The organism is Rhodococcus sp. Z6_132 (assembly GCF_058133635.1).
In genome coordinates this window covers 900,095-917,360 of record NZ_JBYUNP010000001.1, presented here as the reverse complement: position 1 = coordinate 917,360, position 17,266 = coordinate 900,095, and the positions used below count along the sequence as shown (strand labels likewise).

General features: G+C 72.6%; 17 protein-coding genes. 6 read left to right on the top strand and 11 right to left on the bottom strand.

What is annotated here, in order from left to right; genetic code table 11:
• The first annotated feature begins 93 nt into the window (after positions 1-93).
• A complete protein-coding gene (locus tag AC3YO9_RS04310; protein WP_127784478.1) occupies positions 94-381 on the top strand; it encodes a putative quinol monooxygenase in 288 nt (95 codons plus the stop codon).
• 9 nt (positions 382-390) lie between these two features.
• Here the strand turns inward: AC3YO9_RS04310 and idi are convergent, their stop codons facing one another.
• On the bottom strand, positions 391-948 hold the full coding sequence (gene idi, locus AC3YO9_RS04305; RefSeq protein ID WP_489982252.1) for an isopentenyl-diphosphate Delta-isomerase: 558 nt from the start codon (positions 946-948) through the stop codon (positions 391-393).
• 46 nt (positions 949-994) lie between these two features.
• On the opposite strand from idi, the gene AC3YO9_RS04300 reads away from it, so the two are divergent.
• The gene (locus AC3YO9_RS04300; RefSeq protein WP_489982251.1) at positions 995-2,404 is read left to right on the top strand and encodes a cryptochrome/photolyase family protein; all 1,410 of its coding nucleotides are present in this window, start codon (positions 995-997) and stop codon (positions 2,402-2,404) included.
• A gap of 35 nt (positions 2,405-2,439) precedes the next feature.
• Positions 2,440-3,075, top strand: coding sequence for an alpha-ketoglutarate-dependent dioxygenase AlkB (locus tag AC3YO9_RS04295; protein WP_127784476.1), 636 nt, complete (start codon positions 2,440-2,442; stop codon positions 3,073-3,075).
• A 28-nt stretch (positions 3,076-3,103) separates the two neighbouring features.
• Here the strand turns inward: AC3YO9_RS04295 and AC3YO9_RS04290 are convergent, their stop codons facing one another.
• On the bottom strand, positions 3,104-4,702 hold the full coding sequence (locus tag AC3YO9_RS04290) for a hypothetical protein (protein WP_489982250.1): 1,599 nt from the start codon (positions 4,700-4,702) through the stop codon (positions 3,104-3,106).
• A 183-nt stretch (positions 4,703-4,885) separates the two neighbouring features.
• Here AC3YO9_RS04290 and AC3YO9_RS04285 point away from each other — a divergent pair, with 183 nt between their 5' ends.
• Positions 4,886-6,286, top strand: a complete 1,401-nt coding sequence (locus tag AC3YO9_RS04285) for an MFS transporter (RefSeq protein WP_164860690.1) — start codon at positions 4,886-4,888, stop codon at positions 6,284-6,286.
• Here the strand turns inward: AC3YO9_RS04285 and AC3YO9_RS04280 are convergent.
• Complete coding sequence (locus AC3YO9_RS04280; protein ID WP_489982249.1) at positions 6,273-7,967, bottom strand: PucR family transcriptional regulator; 1,695 nt, start codon at positions 7,965-7,967, stop codon at positions 6,273-6,275. The two genes, AC3YO9_RS04285 and AC3YO9_RS04280, sit on opposite strands and share 14 nt — an antisense overlap.
• A gap of 219 nt (positions 7,968-8,186) precedes the next feature.
• Positions 8,187-9,326, bottom strand: coding sequence for an FAD-dependent oxidoreductase (locus AC3YO9_RS04275; RefSeq protein WP_489982248.1), 1,140 nt, complete (start codon positions 9,324-9,326; stop codon positions 8,187-8,189).
• A gap of 80 nt (positions 9,327-9,406) precedes the next feature.
• Between AC3YO9_RS04275 and AC3YO9_RS04270 the strand changes: the two genes are divergently transcribed.
• Both AC3YO9_RS04270 and AC3YO9_RS04265 read left to right on the top strand, forming a co-directional pair.
• Entirely contained in the window at positions 9,407-10,072 is a 666-nt protein-coding gene (locus AC3YO9_RS04270) for a TetR/AcrR family transcriptional regulator (RefSeq protein WP_489982247.1), read from the top strand.
• Between the two features lie 173 nt (positions 10,073-10,245).
• Positions 10,246-10,716 carry a GlcG/HbpS family heme-binding protein gene (locus AC3YO9_RS04265; protein WP_127784470.1) on the top strand — a complete coding sequence of 157 codons (471 nt, stop codon included), beginning with the start codon at positions 10,246-10,248 and terminating at the stop codon, positions 10,714-10,716.
• Positions 10,717-10,778: 62 nt separating this feature from the next.
• Here the strand turns inward: AC3YO9_RS04265 and AC3YO9_RS04260 are convergent, their stop codons facing one another.
• The 7 genes from AC3YO9_RS04260 to AC3YO9_RS04230 all read right to left on the bottom strand — a co-directional run bounded on the left by AC3YO9_RS04260 (position 10,779) and on the right by AC3YO9_RS04230 (position 17,176).
• Positions 10,779-11,213 (bottom strand): RidA family protein, encoded by a 435-nt coding sequence (locus AC3YO9_RS04260; RefSeq protein ID WP_489982246.1) that lies wholly within the window; start codon positions 11,211-11,213, stop codon positions 10,779-10,781.
• The gene (locus tag AC3YO9_RS04255; protein WP_489982572.1) at positions 11,206-12,762 is read right to left on the bottom strand and encodes a gamma-glutamyltransferase; all 1,557 of its coding nucleotides are present in this window, start codon (positions 12,760-12,762) and stop codon (positions 11,206-11,208) included. Before AC3YO9_RS04255 ends, AC3YO9_RS04260 begins: the two co-directional genes overlap by 8 nt.
• Positions 12,763-12,830: 68 nt before the next feature.
• The gene (locus AC3YO9_RS04250; protein WP_127784468.1) at positions 12,831-13,289 is read right to left on the bottom strand and encodes a Rieske (2Fe-2S) protein; all 459 of its coding nucleotides are present in this window, start codon (positions 13,287-13,289) and stop codon (positions 12,831-12,833) included.
• Positions 13,286-14,743, bottom strand: a complete 1,458-nt coding sequence (locus tag AC3YO9_RS04245) for an aldehyde dehydrogenase family protein (RefSeq protein WP_489982245.1) — start codon at positions 14,741-14,743, stop codon at positions 13,286-13,288. The genes AC3YO9_RS04250 and AC3YO9_RS04245 overlap by 4 nt, the downstream gene beginning before the upstream one ends.
• On the bottom strand, positions 14,743-15,996 hold the full coding sequence (locus AC3YO9_RS04240) for an NAD(P)/FAD-dependent oxidoreductase (RefSeq protein ID WP_489982244.1): 1,254 nt from the start codon (positions 15,994-15,996) through the stop codon (positions 14,743-14,745). Before AC3YO9_RS04240 ends, AC3YO9_RS04245 begins: the two co-directional genes overlap by 1 nt.
• A complete protein-coding gene (locus AC3YO9_RS04235; RefSeq protein ID WP_127784465.1) occupies positions 15,993-16,373 on the bottom strand; it encodes a Rieske (2Fe-2S) protein in 381 nt (126 codons plus the stop codon). The genes AC3YO9_RS04240 and AC3YO9_RS04235 overlap by 4 nt, the downstream gene beginning before the upstream one ends.
• Before the next feature lie 89 nt (positions 16,374-16,462).
• Positions 16,463-17,176, bottom strand: a complete 714-nt coding sequence (locus tag AC3YO9_RS04230; RefSeq protein WP_127784464.1) for an iron-containing redox enzyme family protein — start codon at positions 17,174-17,176, stop codon at positions 16,463-16,465.
• Positions 17,177-17,266: the final 90 nt, after the last annotated feature.

The following is a 17,266-nucleotide window of genomic DNA, read 5'->3' as shown; positions in this document are numbered from 1 at the left end:
CGGGCAGTGGTTGACGCCCCCTGCGTGGTCGGCTGTACTCCGAGCGTCTGCTTGTGTCCCTGCGCCACTCGACGTTCGCCGAAGGAACCGCCCATGCTTGCCGTCATCGCCACCCTCACCGTCCGCGAAGGAACGGGTCCCGACTTCGAGGCCGCCATTGCCGCGCTGGGGGTGCAGGTGCGGGAGAACGAGCCGGGCAACCTGCTCTACCAGCTCACCCGGTCCAAGACCGAGCCGAACGTCTACAAGATGCTCGAGCTCTACGCAGACGGCGCCGCCGCCAAGGCGCACGGGGAGTCCGCGCACTTCAAGGAGGGCGGCAAGGTGATGGCCGGGTTCCTGGCCGCCGCGCCCGAGCTGGAGTACCTCGACGCGCTCTGACCGGGCCAGTCAGTCCTGCAGGTAGTCGCGCACCACGGCACGCTGGCGCAGCTGGGAGATCTGGGTCTGGCTCCACGCCGAGAACTCTGCGGCCCGTCGGGCGACCTCGCTGGGCAGCTCCTCCCAGCTGAGCCACACCCAGTCGTTGACCTCGTCCGGGCGGGGCTGCGGGGTGTCGTCGGTGCGAGCGAGGTACACCGGGCAGATCTCGTTCTCCACCACGCCCTGGAACTCGGCGCGGTAGCGGAAGTCCGGCAGTGCCGGGCGGATGTCGGTGACGGTGATGCCCAGCTCGTGCTCGGCCCGGCGGCGGATGGCGTCGACGTCGTCCTCGCCGGGCGCCGGGTGCCCGCACACGGTGTTGGTCCACACCCCGGGGAAGGTGGACTTGCCCAGGGCGCGCTGGGTGAGCAGCACCTGTCCGTGCGGACCGAAGACGTAGCAGGAAAACGCCCGGTGCAGCGGGGTGTGCGCGGTGTGCACCTCGCTCTTGGGCATGGTGCCGATCTCGTGGCCGGACTCGTCGAGCAGGACCACGAGCTCGACGGCGGCGGGGGCGTGACTCACGGAACCAGGGTAGAGAAGTTGCCTCCCAGCAGCACACTTGCGATCTTTGGCACCGCCAGCAACCCTGGCCCCGGTGCAGCGCAGCGTGGACCAGGACGAGACGGCGATCGTGTGGTTCCGCCGGGACCTGCGCCTGGGTGACCTGCCGACGCTGAGCGCGGCCGCGGCCACCGCCCGCTCCTCGGTGGCGCTGTTCGTGCTGGACGACGCGTTGCTGGGTCCCGCCGGCGCCCCGCGCACCACCTTCCTCTACCGCTGCCTGCGTGAGCTGGACGCGGCGTTGCAGGGTCGGCTGCTGCTGGTGCGTGGCGACCCGGTTCAGGTGGTGCCCGAGGTGGCCAGGCAGGTGCAGGCGGGCACCGTGCACGTCAGCGCCGACTTCGGCCCCTACGGCCGCCGCCGGGACGGCGCGGTGCGCGACGCGCTGGGCGAGACCGAGCTGGTCACCACCGGGTCGCCCTACGCGGTGGCGCCCGGCCGGGTGACCAAGCCCGACGGCACGCCCTACCGGGTGTTCACCCCGTTCCGGCGGGCCTGGGCCGAGCACGGCTGGCGCCCGCCGGCGCAGACCTCGGCCGCCACGGTGAGCTGGCTGGACCCGCCCCCGGTCGCTTCGCGGTGCGCCGTCCCGGCCGACGTGGACCTGGGCGCACTCGAGCTCCCGGACGCCGGTGAGGCGGCAGCGCTGGCCCGGTGGGAGCAGTTCCGCACCGAGGGCCTGCCTGGCTACGCCACCGACCGCGACCGGCCCGACCGCGACGTCACCAGCCGGATGTCGGCGTACCTGAAGTGGGGCTGCGTGCACCCGCGGACGCTGCTGCACACCCTGGCGAGCGACCACGGCGAGGGCGCCACCACGTTCCAGACCGAGCTGGCCTGGCGGGACTTCTACGCCGACGTGCTGCACCACCGGCCGGACTCCGCCCGGCGCAGCTACGACCGGCGCTTCGACGCGCTGGGCTACGACAGCGGCCCGGACGCCGAGCGGGCCTTCGCCGCCTGGCGGGAGGGACGCACCGGCTTTCCCATCGTGGACGCCGGGATGCGTCAGCTGCGCCACGAAGGGTGGATGCACAACCGGCTGCGGATGATCGTCGCGTCCTTCCTCACCAAGGACCTGCACCTGCCCTGGTGGTGGGGCGCGCGGCACTTCATGGACCACCTGGTGGACGGCGACCTGGCCAACAACCAGCACGGCTGGCAGTGGACGGCCGGCACCGGCACCGACGCCTCCCCCTACTTCCGGGTGTTCAACCCGGTGACGCAGGGACAGAAGGTGGACCCCGACGGCGACTACGTGCGCCGGTGGGTGCCGGAGCTGCGGGGCGTGCCCGGCAAGGCGGTGCACACCCTGCCCGACGGCCCCCCACCCGGCTACCCCGAGCCACTGGTCGACCACGCCCACGAGCGGCAGGTGGCGCTGCAGCGGTACGGCGCGGTCACCGGCAAGAACTAGAACACATGTTCGACTGGTTCTGCTACCGTGGATCCATGGCAGGTGCGCTGCAGTCGTCGCTGTTCGACGTCGCCGACGAGGGCCCGGTGCTCGGCGAGCTGGGTGCCGCGGTGCAGCGCCGCCAGCTCAGCCACGGCGCCTGGGTGGACGTGCTGCCCGGCTGGCTCACCGGCTCCGAGGCGGTGTTCGACCGGTTGGTGGACGGGGTGCCCTGGCGGGCGGAGCGCCGACAGATGTACGACCGGGTGGTCGACGTGCCCCGGCTGGTCTGCTTCTACCGCGACGGCGACCGGCTGCCCGACCCACTGCTGGTGCAGGCCCGCCGACGCCTGGACGCCCACTACGGTCCGGAGCTGGGCGAGCCGTTCACCACCGCGGGCCTGTGCTTCTACCGCGACGGCGCCGACAGCGTGGCCTGGCACGGCGACCGGGTGGGGCGCGGCCGCAGCACCGACACCATGGTCGCCATCCTGTCCCTCGGCGCCGACCGGCCGCTGCTGCTGCGTCCCACCGAGGGCGGTGGACCCACGCTGCGGTACTCGCTGGGCCACGGCGACCTGCTGGTGATGGGCGGCAGCTGCCAGCGCACCTGGGAGCACGCCGTGCCCAAGTCCACCCGGCCGACGGGCCCGCGGATCAGCGTGCAGTACCGCCCCGCGCACGTCCGCTGATCCGGGGGCCCGCCGAAGAACCCGGGCGTCAGCCGAAGACCACCACCGCCACCACGGTGGCCACCACCAGGCCGCTCATCACCGGGATGAAGCACTTGCGGGCCAGCTCCACCGCGGGCACCCGGACGAAGCCGGCCACCGCCAGCAGCGAGGACCACGCGACCAGGGTGCCGCCGCCGGACCAGATGTTGCCCATCTGTCCGATGGCCGCCAGCGTCGGGCTGCTCACCCCGGAGGTCTCCCCGAGCGAGCCGGCCAGCGACCCGGTGAGCGGCAGGCCGGAGAAGCCGGAGCCCTCCAGGCCAGCGACCAGGCCGACCAGCAAGATGCCGAACGCGGTGATCATGGTGTTCTGCGGCAGGCTGTCCTGGGCGGAGAGCACCAGGTCGAACAGCAGCGACGGGCCCTGCGCGTCCTCGCCCAGGCTGAGGATCTGGGCGGAGAAGTCGCCGTTGCCGAGGAAGAAGAACCCAGCGATGGGCAGCACCACACCCATCGCCTTGAAGGCGAACACCAGTCCGTCCACGATGTGCTCCGCGGAGGCCTCCATGAACGTGCTGCGGTCGCGGACGAAGGCGGCGCCGAACACCATCAGCAGCGCGATGCCGCCGACCAGTGCCGCGGCGTCGCCGCCCTTGAGGTCGGTCACCGAGTCGGAGGCGCTGGCCAGCACCATGTAGATGATCAGCGCCAGGTATGCCGCCGGTACCAGCACCGCGAAGGCCTTGGCCGCCCATGGCTTGTCGACCGGGAGGATGCTGTGCCGCTCCGGTGGCATCGGTTCACCAGCCGGGGTGCCGCGCAGCGCCGGGCCGTGCCCGACCACCGGCGGCGGACCGCCGTGCCCGCCAGTACCGGCGCCGACCAGCTCTCGCCGCTCCACCGCTACCGCGGTAGACCCTTCCGCGAGCTCCTCAACCACCTCGGCGTCCGCGGTGGGCGCCCCACGCTCGGCGGTGGACTCCCACTCCTCCAGCAGCGCGTCGGAGGGCTTGCGCATCTTGCGGATCTCCATGGCATAGCCGATGGCCAGCGCGACCGCCCCGACCACCAGCGACATGACGAAGGCCCGGTCCGCGACGACGGCCGGGTCCGCCCCAGCCGCGGTGGCCGACAGGCCCGGCGCCACGCCGATCACGTAGTCCGACGACAGCGCCATGCCCTGGCCCGCGATGGCGATGGTGAAGCCCGCGGCCAGCGGCCGCAGCCCGGCCCGAATGGCCACCGGCACCAGCACCGCGCCAATCAGCGGCACCGCGGGCGTCGGCCAGAAGAAGAGCGAGATGAAGTAAGTGACGATCACCAGAGTCCAGAACGCGAGGTGGCCGTTGCGCATCACGCCACGGAATGGCGCGACCATTTTCCGGTCGGCGCCCAGCCCTTCGAGGGCGCGCAGCATTGCCGTGACCATGGCGATGATGAGAAAGATGTTGAAGAGCGAGGTGGCGGCGACCAGGCTGGCGTTGAAGATCGCGGAGAGCCCGGTGGCCAGGCTCTTCGACCAGACCAGCGCGGTGAGGAAGGTGGCCACCACCGCGGGGACCACGATGTTCTTGCGCATGACCATGGTCGCGAGGATCACCACCACCCCGGCCAGGAACACCCAGTGAGCTGCTGTCAGTTGCATCGTCGTCTCCCGGGGAAGCCCAATGTGATATTGGCGAAACTCCCTGACTTGGCTAGGCCCGTCCATGAACGATGTGCACACCCGGGTGGCCCACAAATGTGCAGCGTGCCGTAGTCCCTGCTCATGTGGTGCTGCACGATGTTTCGCAGACGTAAAAACATTGCGGCCGGCGAGAGGACGAGGGTGACGGCACGTCTCACGGCGTCTGACCAGGCGGTCTCGGCCGCCACCGGCCCCTCGCGGCGCGGGTGGCTGCTCGCCGCCCTGCTCGGCGCGACCTTCCTCGGGACGGTCAGCAACAACATCGTCAACGTCCCGTTGCGCCAGATCACCGACGACTTCGGCGCCCCGGTCACCCAAGGGGTGCTGGTGGCGTCCACGTCGGTGCTGGTGCTCGCGGTGATGATGCCGCTGACCGGGTGGGTCAGCGACCGGCTCGGGCGGCGCCGCACGCTGGTGCTCGCCCTCACTGTGCTCACCCTGGGCACGCTGGGCGCTGCCCTGGCCCCCAGCCTGCCGCTGCTGGTGGCCGCCCGGGCGGTGCAGGGTCTGGGCTGCGCGGCGGTGCCGACGGCGGTGATGGGGATGCTCTCGGCCAGCTGGCCGGAGAACCGGCGCAGCCGCGTCATGGGCGCCTGGGGCGCGGCCAACGGCATCGGCCAGGCGGTGGGTCCACCCGTCGGGGGCATCGTGTCCGACCTGTTCGGCTGGCGGGCGATCTTCGCCGGGCTGGTGCCGGTGACGGTGGGCGTGCTGGTGCTGACGCTGGTGGTGGTGCCCCAGCACGTCGGCCGCGGCGCGCGCATCGACTGGCTGGGGGCGGGGTCGCTCACCGCCGGGGTGGCGCTGCTGATGTGCGCCGCCACCGCGGCGCCCCAGGCCGGGGTGCCGCTGGCGCTGCCGCTGCTGGGCGTGGTGCTGGGCTTTGCCTCCCTGGCAGTGTTCGTGGTGACCGGGCTGCGCCGGCCCGCGCCGTTCATCGACCCGCGGGCACTGGTGGAGATCCGCTGGCTGCGCAGCGCCACCGGCGTCTTCGTGCAGCAGTCCTCGCTGGCGGCGGTGCTGGTCGCGGTGCCGCTGCACCTCACCGGTGCGGTGGGGCTGTCGGTGACCACCACCGGGCTGCTGACCTTCGCCCTCCCGCTGGTGTGGGCGGTCTCCGCGCCGTTCGTGGGCCTGCTGGCCGACCGGGTGGGACCTCGGCTGGTGCTGCGGGTCGGCCTCGGCGTGCTGGTGCTGGGCGACGTCGCCCTGGCGGTGGTCGTCGGCTCCGGGGTTCGGTCGCTGCCGGTGATCGCCCTGGTGCTGGTGGGCACCGGGTTGGGCGTCGCGCTGGTGCAGACGCCGGCGCTCACCGGCGCCACCAGGTCTCCGGCCGGCCAGCTGGGGCCCGGGCTGGGCCTGTTCAACATGATGCGATTCGTCGGCGCCGCGCTGGGTACCGCCGGGGTGGCTGCCGCCTACCCGGGGGCGCTGGGCTGGCTGTTCGGCGGCTGCGCCGTGGTGGCGGTGCTGGGCCTGGCGCTGAGCTTCGGCGGACGCGACGACCACCTGCAACCCACATCCGCGCTCAGAGTGGGCTGACCACGCGGTTGACCTCAGCGGTGGTGGTGGCCAGCAGGTCGAGGGTGTGCGCCAGCCACACCGCGAACTGGTTGTCGGCCTGCCGCAGGTCCATCCCCAGCCGCCGCGACGCCCGGTCGAGCTTGTAGAGCATGGTGTTGCGGTGGATGTGCAGGTCCCGGGACGCGGCGTTCACGTTGCCCCCGCTGGCGATGTAGGCCAGCACCACCTCCTCCATGTCGCCCACCGTCGGGTCGCGCAGCGGCGCCAGCAGGTCGGCGGCGAAGTCCCGCCCGGTGCGGCTGACAGCGACGTCCTGCAGCACGGCGTGCACCTGCAGGTCCTGGTAGCTGCACACCTCGGCCAGCCCGAGCCGGTTCTGCAGGCCCAAGGTCATCCGGGCCTCCCGGTAGCTGTCCGGCAGCGACAGCGCCCCCGTCGCGGGGCGCCCGTAGGAGACGTGCACCGGGCGCCCGGCCTGGGCCCGTCGCCCGGTGAGGTGGCGGTGCAGGGCGGCGGCGTACTCGGCGGCCTCGGCGACGCCAGCTGCGGGAGCACCATCGGCGGCGGTGCACAGCTCGCGCACCATCACGAGCACGTCACCAACCACCGCCGCCTGGGTGTGGCGCTCCTGCTCGGGCACCAGCCGGGACGTCAGCGCGGCGAGGCTCAGTGCCTGCCCGGCCGAGCTGTCCCCGACGCCGACCACCCCGGAGGCAACCACCACCGCGAAGGTGGAGCGCACCGGCAGGCCGTAGTGCGCTGCGCGGGCGCTGAGCTCCTGCAGCGACGCGAAGTGCCCGTGCAACAGGCCGTGCACGAAGTCGCCGCGGGCCTGCTCCTGGGCGCCGTGCACGCTGCGCAGCCGCAGCATCTCGGTGCCCACGATGGGGACTGCCTGCTCCACCAGCACCTGGTGCTCGGCCAGGTCGTGCGGGTGCGGCTCGGTGGAGGGCTCCACCAGCACCAGCCAACCGTCGTGCCGACCGCCGAGCACGATCGGGCTGAGCACGCAGGCCACCTCGCGGCCCCCGACGGTGAAGGGCACCACCCGAGGGTGCAGCTCGGCGGGGTCACCGCCCGCCCCGAGGCGCTCGGCCCGTTCCTGGAACACCTGCGCCAGCTGGCGGGGCTCCACCATCCGGGGGTTGGCCTGCTCCATGGCCACCAGGGCGCCGGTGGCGTCGAGCACCGCGACGGGGCACTGCGACATGCGCGACATCTGGCTGCACAGCGCCGGCAGCTCGGCCCCGCGGTAGAGCAGCTCGGCCAGGGCGCGGTGCACGCTGAGCCCGTAGCGCAGCACGTGCGTCTCCCGGGCCAGCGTCAGGTCGGCGACCAGCCGGTTGACCGCGGCGAAGGAGACGGAGTCGGCGGTGGTGACCAGCGGCAGCCGGGCCGCCGCGGCGGCATCGTCCGGGCCGGGTTGGTGCCCGTCCACCAGCAGCGCCGCCGCACCCCGCTCGGCCAGCGCGGTGGCCACCGCGTCCAGCCCGCCGTAGCTGGGGATCTCGTGCTGGGCAGCGTGCACCAGCACCCCGTCGAGGCGGTCGTCGCGCTGCGCCGCGACCGCCCAGGGCACCACCCACTCCAGCGCGACCGTGGTCTCGTGCGGACCGGGGTGCCAGCAGGTGCGGCGCAGCACCGGCTCCTGCAGCAGTCGGGCCAGGGTCAGGACGTCTTCGTCGTGATGGTGCGGCACGGCTGGCTCCTCTGGGACATCATCCGCGCGACGCCCACCGCCGGCGGGTCCGGCGTGCGGGGGACACGAGGGTCAAACTTCCGGAAGCGACGACCGCCGTCCATGCGCAACCTGCACAACTGCACAGGGCCGATGATGTGCAGTGTGCACCGTGTCACAGCTACTGGGTGTAAACGGCAGTTTCGGCTCGGTTAACAATCGGACCGCAACAGCTCTGGCCTAGCCGGACGAGGGCCCGTCGGATCCCGTGAAGAGGGTGACAAGGCCGGCGGGTGCACTGGCTCCGAAGATGAGCTCGATGGTCTCGTGCGCGGCGATGGCTTCGGCCTCGCTGCGTCGGAACATCGCTTCCTCGTAGCCGGCGAGGGCGGCCTCGACGTCGTCCGGGTGGGCGGCGATCGCCTGGCCCAGCTCGGCACCGTCGAGCATCGCGATGTTCGCACCCTCGCCCCCGGGGAGGGTCACGTGCGCGGCGTCCCCCAGAAGTGTGACGCCGGGGACGCGGTCCCACCGGTGGCGGTTCGGCAGCCGGTAGATGCTGCGCAGGACGGGTCCGGTCTCTCCGTCGGCGATCAACGAGATGAGCTCGGGCGCCCATCCCTCGAGCTCGGCCGCGACGCGCGCCTTGGCGGCGGCGGCGTCGGTGAAGTCGATGTCGGCGAACCACTGGGCTGGACGGCTGAGCACGACGTAGGTGTGGATGGTCCCGCCCGGTTCGCGGTGTGCGAGGAACCCCTTGCCCGGAGCAAGGGCGTACAGCGCGCCACTGCCCACTACAGCGGCCGTTGCGGCATGGCGTTCGTCCACGTCGTGCAGGTACGTCTCCACGTAGCTCACGCCCGCATACGCGGGCTTCTGGCCGGAGAGCAGCTCCCGGACCTTCGACCACGCGCCGTCGGCGCCGACCAGGACCTCGGCGCGGACAGCGGGCCCGCTCGCGAAGGCAAGCTCGTGCTGTCCTCGGCCGAGCGGAGTGGCGGAGAGGAGCTTCTTCCCCCACTGCACCGTGCCCGCCGGAAGGGATTCCAGGAGGATCCGTCGGATGTCGCCCCGGAGGGCTTCGGGGCTTGCCATGGAGCCGTCGTCGGGCAGCTCGGCAAGCACTGTGCCGTGTTGGTCGACTACTCGCTGGGCTGCGCCGCCCCGGTGGACGATCCCGCGGTACTCCCGGGTGAGCCCGGCGATCTCCAGCGCGCGCTGGCCGTTGTGCTCGTGCAGGTCGAGCTGCCCGCCCTGCGTCCGTGCCTCGGGTGAGGCGTCTGCGTCGTAGGCGGTGACGGGAATGCCGTTCAGGTGCAGGACGCGAGCGAGGGTGAGGCCGCCAAGGCCCGCGCCGACGACGGTGACTGGAGTGATCATGGTGTCCCTCTCGAGAATTATTGGACCGTTGGTCCATCGGTACTTTGGACCTACGGTCCAATCGTGTCAAGATGGTGCTCATGACCAGCTCCACGCCGCGAGGTCCACGGCGCTCAGACGCGCTCTCGCGGGACCGGATCGTCGAGGCGACCATCGAGCTGCTCGACACGGCAGGCGAGAGTGGTCTGACGGTCCGGGCGCTGACGACACATCTCGCGACCGGTCGGGGCGCGATCTACCACCACGTCGCCAACAAGGAAGAGCTCCTTGCCGCGGCCACCGACGGCATCATCGGCCGAGTGGTGGCGCGTGCCGAAGGTGACGAGAGCCCGAGGCGGAGCATCCGTGCTCTGGCGCTGGGGATCTTCGACGCGATCGATGCGCATCCGTGGGTCGGGACTCACCTCTCCCGTGAGCCGTTGCAGGCTGCGGTCTTCCGGATCTGGAAGGGCGTCGGGGCGCAGCTTCACCGCCTCGGCGTGACCGGGTCGGCCCGGTCAGATGCCGGATCAGCGTTGGTCAGCTACATCCTCGGTTCGGCAGCACAACACGCGGCCGGTGCACGCCGGGTCCCCCGGGACGCGGATCGAGAGGCGTACCTCAAGGCCCTGGCGGCAGAGTGGACGCGGCACGACTCCGACCCCATCGCGCAGGAGACAGCATCGCTGCTCCACGAGCACGACGACCGCGAGCAGTTTCTCGCCGGAGTGGACATCTTCCTGGCTGGCATCACGACCAGCCACTAGGTGTCGCTCCTCGGTAGGTTCAGATCAGAGTGGGCACTGTGCACAGCGAAAAGCGGTTCAACACGGGCACTCTCACCATTGGCGCCACTACGGTGAGCCGCCAGGCTGGTGGAAACGGTCCCCTCGGGGCTGTGCCCATCGTCTGACCGGCTCGGCCGGAGAAGGAGCGTCCTGTGCACCAGGTCTTCCGCATCACCCTCGACGACGCGCTGCCCGTCCTCGTCGCCGCCCGGGCCAAGGCCGAGGAGATCGGCGTCAAGCAGACCATCTGCGTGGTCGACGACGGCGGCAACGTCATCGCTCTGCACCGGCTGCCCGGCGCCCGCCTGACCGGCGTGGACATCTCCATCGCCAAGGCGTTCACCGCAGCCGGCCACGAGCGGGCCACGCACCTGTTCAACGAGCCGCCCAACGGCCCGGTCCTGCCGGGCAACGAGGCGTTCGGCATCCAGCACATGCTGCCCGGCAAGTTCGCCGTCTTCGTGGGTGGCTTCCCGATCGTGCACGAGGGCCAGATCGTCGGCGGCGTGGGCGTCAGCGGTGGCAACGGTGAGCAGGACAAGGCCGTGGGCGCCGCGGCGCTGCAGGCCTTTGCCGACCACGTGGCCGCGCAGCAGGCCGCAGCGAGCACCGTCACCGCCTGAGCCAGGCCAACACAGCAGGGGCGCACCCGTGGGTGCGCCCCTGCTGGTGCGTGCAACCCTCGCTAGTCGGCGAGCGCGACGGTCAGCTCCACCTCCACCGGTGCGCCGGAGGGCAGCGAGGCCACCCCGACCGCGCTGCGGGCCGCGCGACCCCGGGGGCCCAGCTGGGCGGTGAGGGCCCGCGACGCCCCGTCGGCGACCCGGGAGTGCTCGGTGAAGCCGTCGACCGCGGCCACGAAGACGGTCATCCGCAGGACCCGCGCCACCCGCTCCAGGCCGCCGGCGGCCTCCGCGACGGCCAGCAGCGCGTTGCCCGCCGCCATGGCTGCGGCTTCTTGCGCGGCGGCCAGGTCGACGTCGGCGCCGACCGTGCCGCGCACCTGCAGCACCCCGGCGCGGCGCGGGGTCATCCCCGCGGTGAGGACGAGCCCGCCGTGCACCACCGCGGCCACGTAGTCGCCCTGCGGTGGTACCGCGCTGGTGGGCTGGTCAGACACCGAGGGCCACCCCGTCCATCCGGGGGTCCGCGGCACCGGCGAGCACACCCCGGTCGTGGTCGATGCTGATCACCTGGGCGCTGCCCCCGGCGCCCCACGGGCCCATGTCCCGCAGGTCGTGCCCGCGCTCGGCCAGCGTGGCCAGCGCGGTCGCGCCCAGCCGGCTCTCCACCTGCAGCGTCTCCGGCTGGTGCAGCGCGTCGGCGTCGGAGCCGGGGTGCACGGTGTGCCGCGGCGCGCTCACCGCGGTCTGCGGGTCGACGCCACCGTCGAGCAGGTGGGCCAGCAGCTGGGTGTTCCACTGCACCTGGCCGTCGCCGCCCGGGGTGTTGCCCAAGTGGCGCAGTCGCCCGGCCGCGTCGGTGACGATCCAGGCGTTGAGGGTGTGCAGCGGCTTGCGCCGGGGAGTCAGGGCGTTGGGGTGTCCGGGCAGCAGGTAGGACCCACGCGCCAACCGGTTGTTCAGCGCGATCCCGGTGCCGGGCACGCTGATCCGGGCGCCGTAGGTGAAGGCCAGCGATGAGATTGCGCTGACCGCACGCCCCTCGGCGTCCACCGCGACGCAGCTGGTGGTGTCACCGGCCACCGACACCGGCACCGCGGCGGGATCAGGGCGGGTGCCCAGCTCGGCGCGGGTCGCGGCCAGCACGGCCGGGTCCAGCAGCGCCCGCCAGGCGTCGTTGTCGGAGCCGCAGCTGCGGTAGCGGTCGGCGAAGGCTCGGCGGGCGGCCAGGGCAAGCAGGTGCACCGCCTCGGCGTCCCAGGTGCAGCGACCGGCCAGCCGTCCGTCGAGCAGCCCGGCCTGCTGCAGCACCATCCAGCCGGGCGTGGGCGGCGGCGTCTGGTGCACCACGTGCTCGCCCCAGGAAGCGCTGATGGCGGCCTCGGCCGGGACGTCGAGGCCCAGCGGCCACTCGTCCCCGGAGAACGGCGCCCCGCCGGCCTGCAGCAGCGCCACCGCGGCCTCGCCCATCCACCCGCGGTGCAGCAGCGTGGGATCAGCGGCCAGCGCCTCGATGCTGGTGGCCAGCTCGGGGCAGGCCAGTCGCTGGCCCACCGCGGGCAGGTGCCCGTCCGGCAGCAGCCAGCGGGCCAGGCTCTCGTCGGCCCGCAGCGCCGCGGTGTGCTCGCCGATGTCCGCGCGGTTCTTCGCGGTGCACGGAAAGCCCGTGCGGGCGGCGGCCGCGGCGGCCGACCACAGCTCGCTCAGCGGCCGGGTGCCGCCGCGGGTGTGCAGGGTAGACAGTGCGCCCAGCGCGCCGGGGGTGGCGACCGACAGCGGTCCGGTGCCGGGCAGCACCCGCTGGCCACGCTCGGCGCAGCTCTCCGCGCTCGCACCGTCCGGACCGTAGCCACTGCCGTTGACCGTCCACACCTGACCGTCGGGCTCGCGGACCACGGCAAACGCGTCGCCGCCGATGCCGGACTGGCCGGGCAGGGCGATCCAGGACAGCGCGGTCATCGCCAGCACGGCGTCCACCGCGGTGCCGCCGGAGGCGAGAACCCCCGCCCCCACCTGGCTCACTGCCGGGTGGGAGCTGCTGACCATCCCGCCAGTGGCCAGGGTGGAGGTGCGCACCGGGCCCCAGCTGTCGGGCCAGGAGCCGGTGGACACGGTCACTTCGGCAGCCGGCGTCGCCGGGGCCCGCCCTCGAGCACGTCGCGCTCGGTGAGCCCGACCAGCACCTTTCCGTCCTCCTCGCGCACCGGGTAGGTGGCGATCGGCTCGGTGGCCGGCGGCTGGATGGGGGTGCCGCCCTCCAGCTCGAACACGCTGTTGTGGCAGGAGCAGCGGATGCCGTCGTCCTGCAGCTTGCCCGAGCTGAGCAGGCAGTCCAGGTGGGTGCAGTAGTTGGACGTGGCGTAGGCCTTGCCGTGCAGCCGGGAGATCGCCAGCTCCAGCTCGCCGTGCTCGGTGGTGGCGTAGAACCGGCGGACGTAGCCGTCCCGGACCTGCCCGGCGCGGCAGACCGCGACGAACTCGCAGGGCGGGGGTGACGCGTTGTCCACCGGGGTGCCGTTGGTGGGGGTGCTGTCGGTGGGGGTGGCCGCGACCTGCGGCTGGTGGTCGGTCATGCGCTCAGGTAGACGGTCTTGTCCACCGTGTAGAAGGCCATCATGGCGTCACCTGCCTGTTCTTTCGATGTCTGGGTGCTGCTGTCCTTGATGCCGCCGAACGGCGCGTTCATGGCCTGCCCGGTGGTGGGCTGGTTGATCTTGACCAGGCCGGCGGGGGCCTCCCTGGCGAAGCGCATCGCCCGGCCGAGGTCGGCGGTGACGATCGCGGCCGACAGCCCGAACCGGGTGTTGTCGGCGATGGCCAGCGCCTCGTCGAAGGAGCCGACCCGCAGGAACGCCAGCACGGGGCCGAACACCTCCTCGGTGGCCAGGGCGGAGAGTGGGTCGACGTCGGCGAAGACGCTGGGCCGCACGAAGTGTCCGTGGGCCAGCGCGCCGGCTTCCATGTCGCCGTCCTCCGGGCCGCCGGCCACGCGGCGAGCCCCGTCGGCCAGGGCCCGCTCGACGTGGCCGAGCACCGTGGCCTTCTGCCGGGCGGTGGCCAGCGGCCCCAGGTTCACCCCGGCGGCGGTGCCCGGGCCCACGGTGAGCGCCCGGGCCGCGGCGGCGACCCGCTCGAGCAGCTCGTCGTGCACCGACTCGTGCACCAGCACGCGGCTGGTGCCGGTGCAGGCCTGACCGGCCAGGCCGAAGGCGCCCTTGACGATCAGGGCAGTGGCCCGGTCCAGGTCGGCGTCCTCGAGCACGACCACGGGGTTCTTGCCGCCCATCTCCAGCTGGGTGCGCCGGCTGGCGGGCACCGCGCGGTGGATGGCCTCGCCGACCGGGGTGGAGCCGGTGAAGGTCACCGCGCCCACCCGGTCGTCGGCCACCAGGGCCTGGCTGACCTCCGCGCCGCCGTGCAGCACGGCCAGCGCACCGCGGGGCACGCCGGCCTCCAGCAGCGCGTCCACCAGCCGCTGCCCGAGCAGCGGGGTGACCTCGCTGGGCTTGAACACCACGCCGTTGCCCGCGGCCAGGGCGGGACCGAGCTTGCGGGAGGGGATGTTCAGCGGGAAGTTCCACGGAGTGATCGCCGCGACCACGCCCAGCGGCGCGCGGGTGGTGAACACCCAGCTGCCTTCCGCCGAGGCCAGGGTGCGCCCGGAGGTGCGGACCGCCTCGCCGGCGTAAAAGCGCAGGTTCATCGGGGTGCGGCTGACCTCGAAGGCCGCCTCGGCCGCGGTCTTGCCCTCCTCGCGGACCAGGTCCTGCGCCAGGCTGTCGGCCTGTGCCTCGAGCAGGCCGGCGGCGCGCTCGAGCACCACCGCGCGGGCCTCGGGGGCGGTGTCGGCCCAGGTGCGCCAGCCGGCGGCGACGGCGCCCACGGCCGCGTCGGCGTCCTTGGCGCTGGACTCCGGGGCGGTGCTCACCAGCACCCGGGTGTCGGCGGGGTCGCGGCGCTCGAAGGACCGGCCGGTCACCGACTCCAGCCACTCGCCGTCGATCAGGTTGCGGACGGAGCTTGTCATCAGACCACCACTTCTTCGTCGTACATCGCGTCGGCCAGCGTCTCCACCAGCTCGTCCAGGTCGGTCGTGTCGTCGCGGAGCTGCTCGGGGTCCACCGGCGCGGCCAGGTCGATCAGCTCGCGGGCGGCCATCACGTCCTCGCCGCGGTCGATGGCGGCGGCGGCCACCACCACGCCGTGGCGGAGCCAGAACAGCGATCCGTCCAGGCCCGCCACGTCGCCGCGGGTGACCACGACGTCGCTGGGCCGGATGTCGCTGAGGCCCAGACCCTGCAGGTTGACGTCGTACTGGTCGGTCCAGAACCAGTGCGGGCCGTCGAAGGTGGTGGGTCGGCCGGCGATGGTGGCGGCGATGGCGGCGGCCTGCTGCTGGGCGACGTCGACGTGCTCCACCCGCACCCGGCCGTAGCGCGGGTGGTCGTGGGCGGCCACGTCGCCGGCGGCGAACACGGTGGGCAGGGAGGTGCGGCCCTGGGCGTCGACGTCGATGCCGTTGCTCACCCGCAGGCCCGAGCGCAGCGCCACCGCCATGTCCGGCTCGATGCCGATGCATACCACCAGGTCGTCGACCACCTCGGTGGTGGCGCCCACGCTCAGGTGCACGCCGTCGGGGCCGACGCGGACGTCCTGCACCGGCTGGCCCAGCGCCAGCTCCACGCCGTTGTCGCGGTGCAGGCCCATCACGGCGGCACCGATGTCGGCGCCGAGCACGCGGGAGAGCAGCACCGGGTCGCGGTCGACCACCACCACGTCGGCGTCCCGGCTGCGGGCGGCCGCGGCCACCTCGGTGCCCAGGAAGCCCCCGCCCAGGACACCGATGCGCCGGCCGGGCTGCAGTCGCTCGCGCAGCCGGTCGGTGTCGGCGAGGGTGCGCACGTGGTGCACCCGAGCACCGCCGACGCCGGGCAGCTGCCGGGCCTGGCCGCCGGTGGCCACCAGCACCAGGTCGGCGCGCACCGCGGAACCGTCGAACAGCAGCACCTCGCCGGTGTCGGCGGCGATCCGCTCCACCCGGCTGTCGGTGCGCACCTCGACGTCGTTGGCGGCGCACCACGGGGCGTCGAGCAGCCAGAGGCCGTCCTCGGTGGCCGACGTCAGGCGCTCCTTGGACAGCATCGGCCGCTGGTAGGGGCCGGTCGGCTCGTCACCGAGCACGATGACGCGCCCGTCGAAGCCACGGCGACGCAGCCCGCGGGCGGCGGCAGCGGCCACGTGCCCGGCACCGACGACGACCAGGGTGGGGCGTGCAGTCATGGGGACACCTCGCTCGCTTCGTGGGGGGCTTCGGGGACGGCGACGGTGCCCCGGGGAGTGCTCACCCGGGGCACCGGGTCTAGGAGGATGCGGCCGTCGTCGGTCACCTGGACGGCGAAGACGGGCTGGCACAGGGCCTGGTCCTCGGCCTGGCCGGTGCGGGGGTCGAACTTCCACTGGTGGCCGGGGCAGATCACCTGCCCGTCCAGCACGGTGCCCTTGACCAGCGAGCGCTGCTTGTGGCCGCAGACGTCGTCGATGGCGTGCACCTCGTCGTCGAGGAGGAACAGGGCGATCGCCCGGCCCTCCACGACCACCAGCTTCTTCTTGCGTCGACTGAGCTCGCGGAGCTCGGCCACGTGCACCCAGCTGGTCACGCTGACCTCCGGTGTTGGGGGGCGGTGAAGGGGCCGGGGCGCCAGGCAGCTGCCCAGCGCCCCGGTCGATCCCGGTTGAGCGGAGTGGCTCAGGCGGTGACGAGGTCGGGCGCCACGTAGCTGTCGAACAGCGACTTGGTGTAGGAGTAGCGCATCTCCGCGCCCCACCGGACGAACTGCAGGCAGCGCTGCTGCAGCTCCACCGTGTTGGCGTGCTCCAGCACGATCTGGAAGCCGCGCTCGCCGTGCACCACGTCGGAGGTGATGTGCAGCTCGAAGAACTCGATCTCGTCCTCGGTGAAGCCGTACACGCCGCGCAGCGGGACGATCTGCTTCTTGTAGATGTCGGGCACCTGCGACTCCAGGCCGACGACCAGGGCCGCGGTGGCGACGACGAAGTGCTCGCGCATGGCCACGGCGTAGCACCAGGCCTGCAGGCCGCGGGTGACGGCGTTGGCGTTGTTCGGGTCCTCGATGCGCTCCTTGGTGGTGCCGCAGACCTCGCCGAAGCGGATGAGCAGGTCGGTGTGCCGGATGTCGGCCAGCTCCTCCTCGTACATGTTCTGCAGCAGGAAGTCCTTGGCGTCCACGCAGGTGTCCGGGGTGTTGCAGTAGATGTAGCCCAGGTAGTCGGCGAAGGGGCCGACGTACTGGTAGTGGTTCTCCGCCCAGCGGGCGAAGTGGTGGCGCTGCAGCTCGCCGTCGGCCCAGGCCTTGCTGAAGGAGGCGTTCTTCGCCTCGCGGCCCTTGATCGCGTCCTTGAGGGCGGCCCGGAAGTCTTCCTGGTTGAGAAGCTCGGTCATGTCATGCCTTCCGTTCTCGGGTGGCTCGCGTGCTGATGGCAGTAGTCAAGCGGCCAGCGAGCAGCCCGAGGACGGTCAAGTGGCACAGGG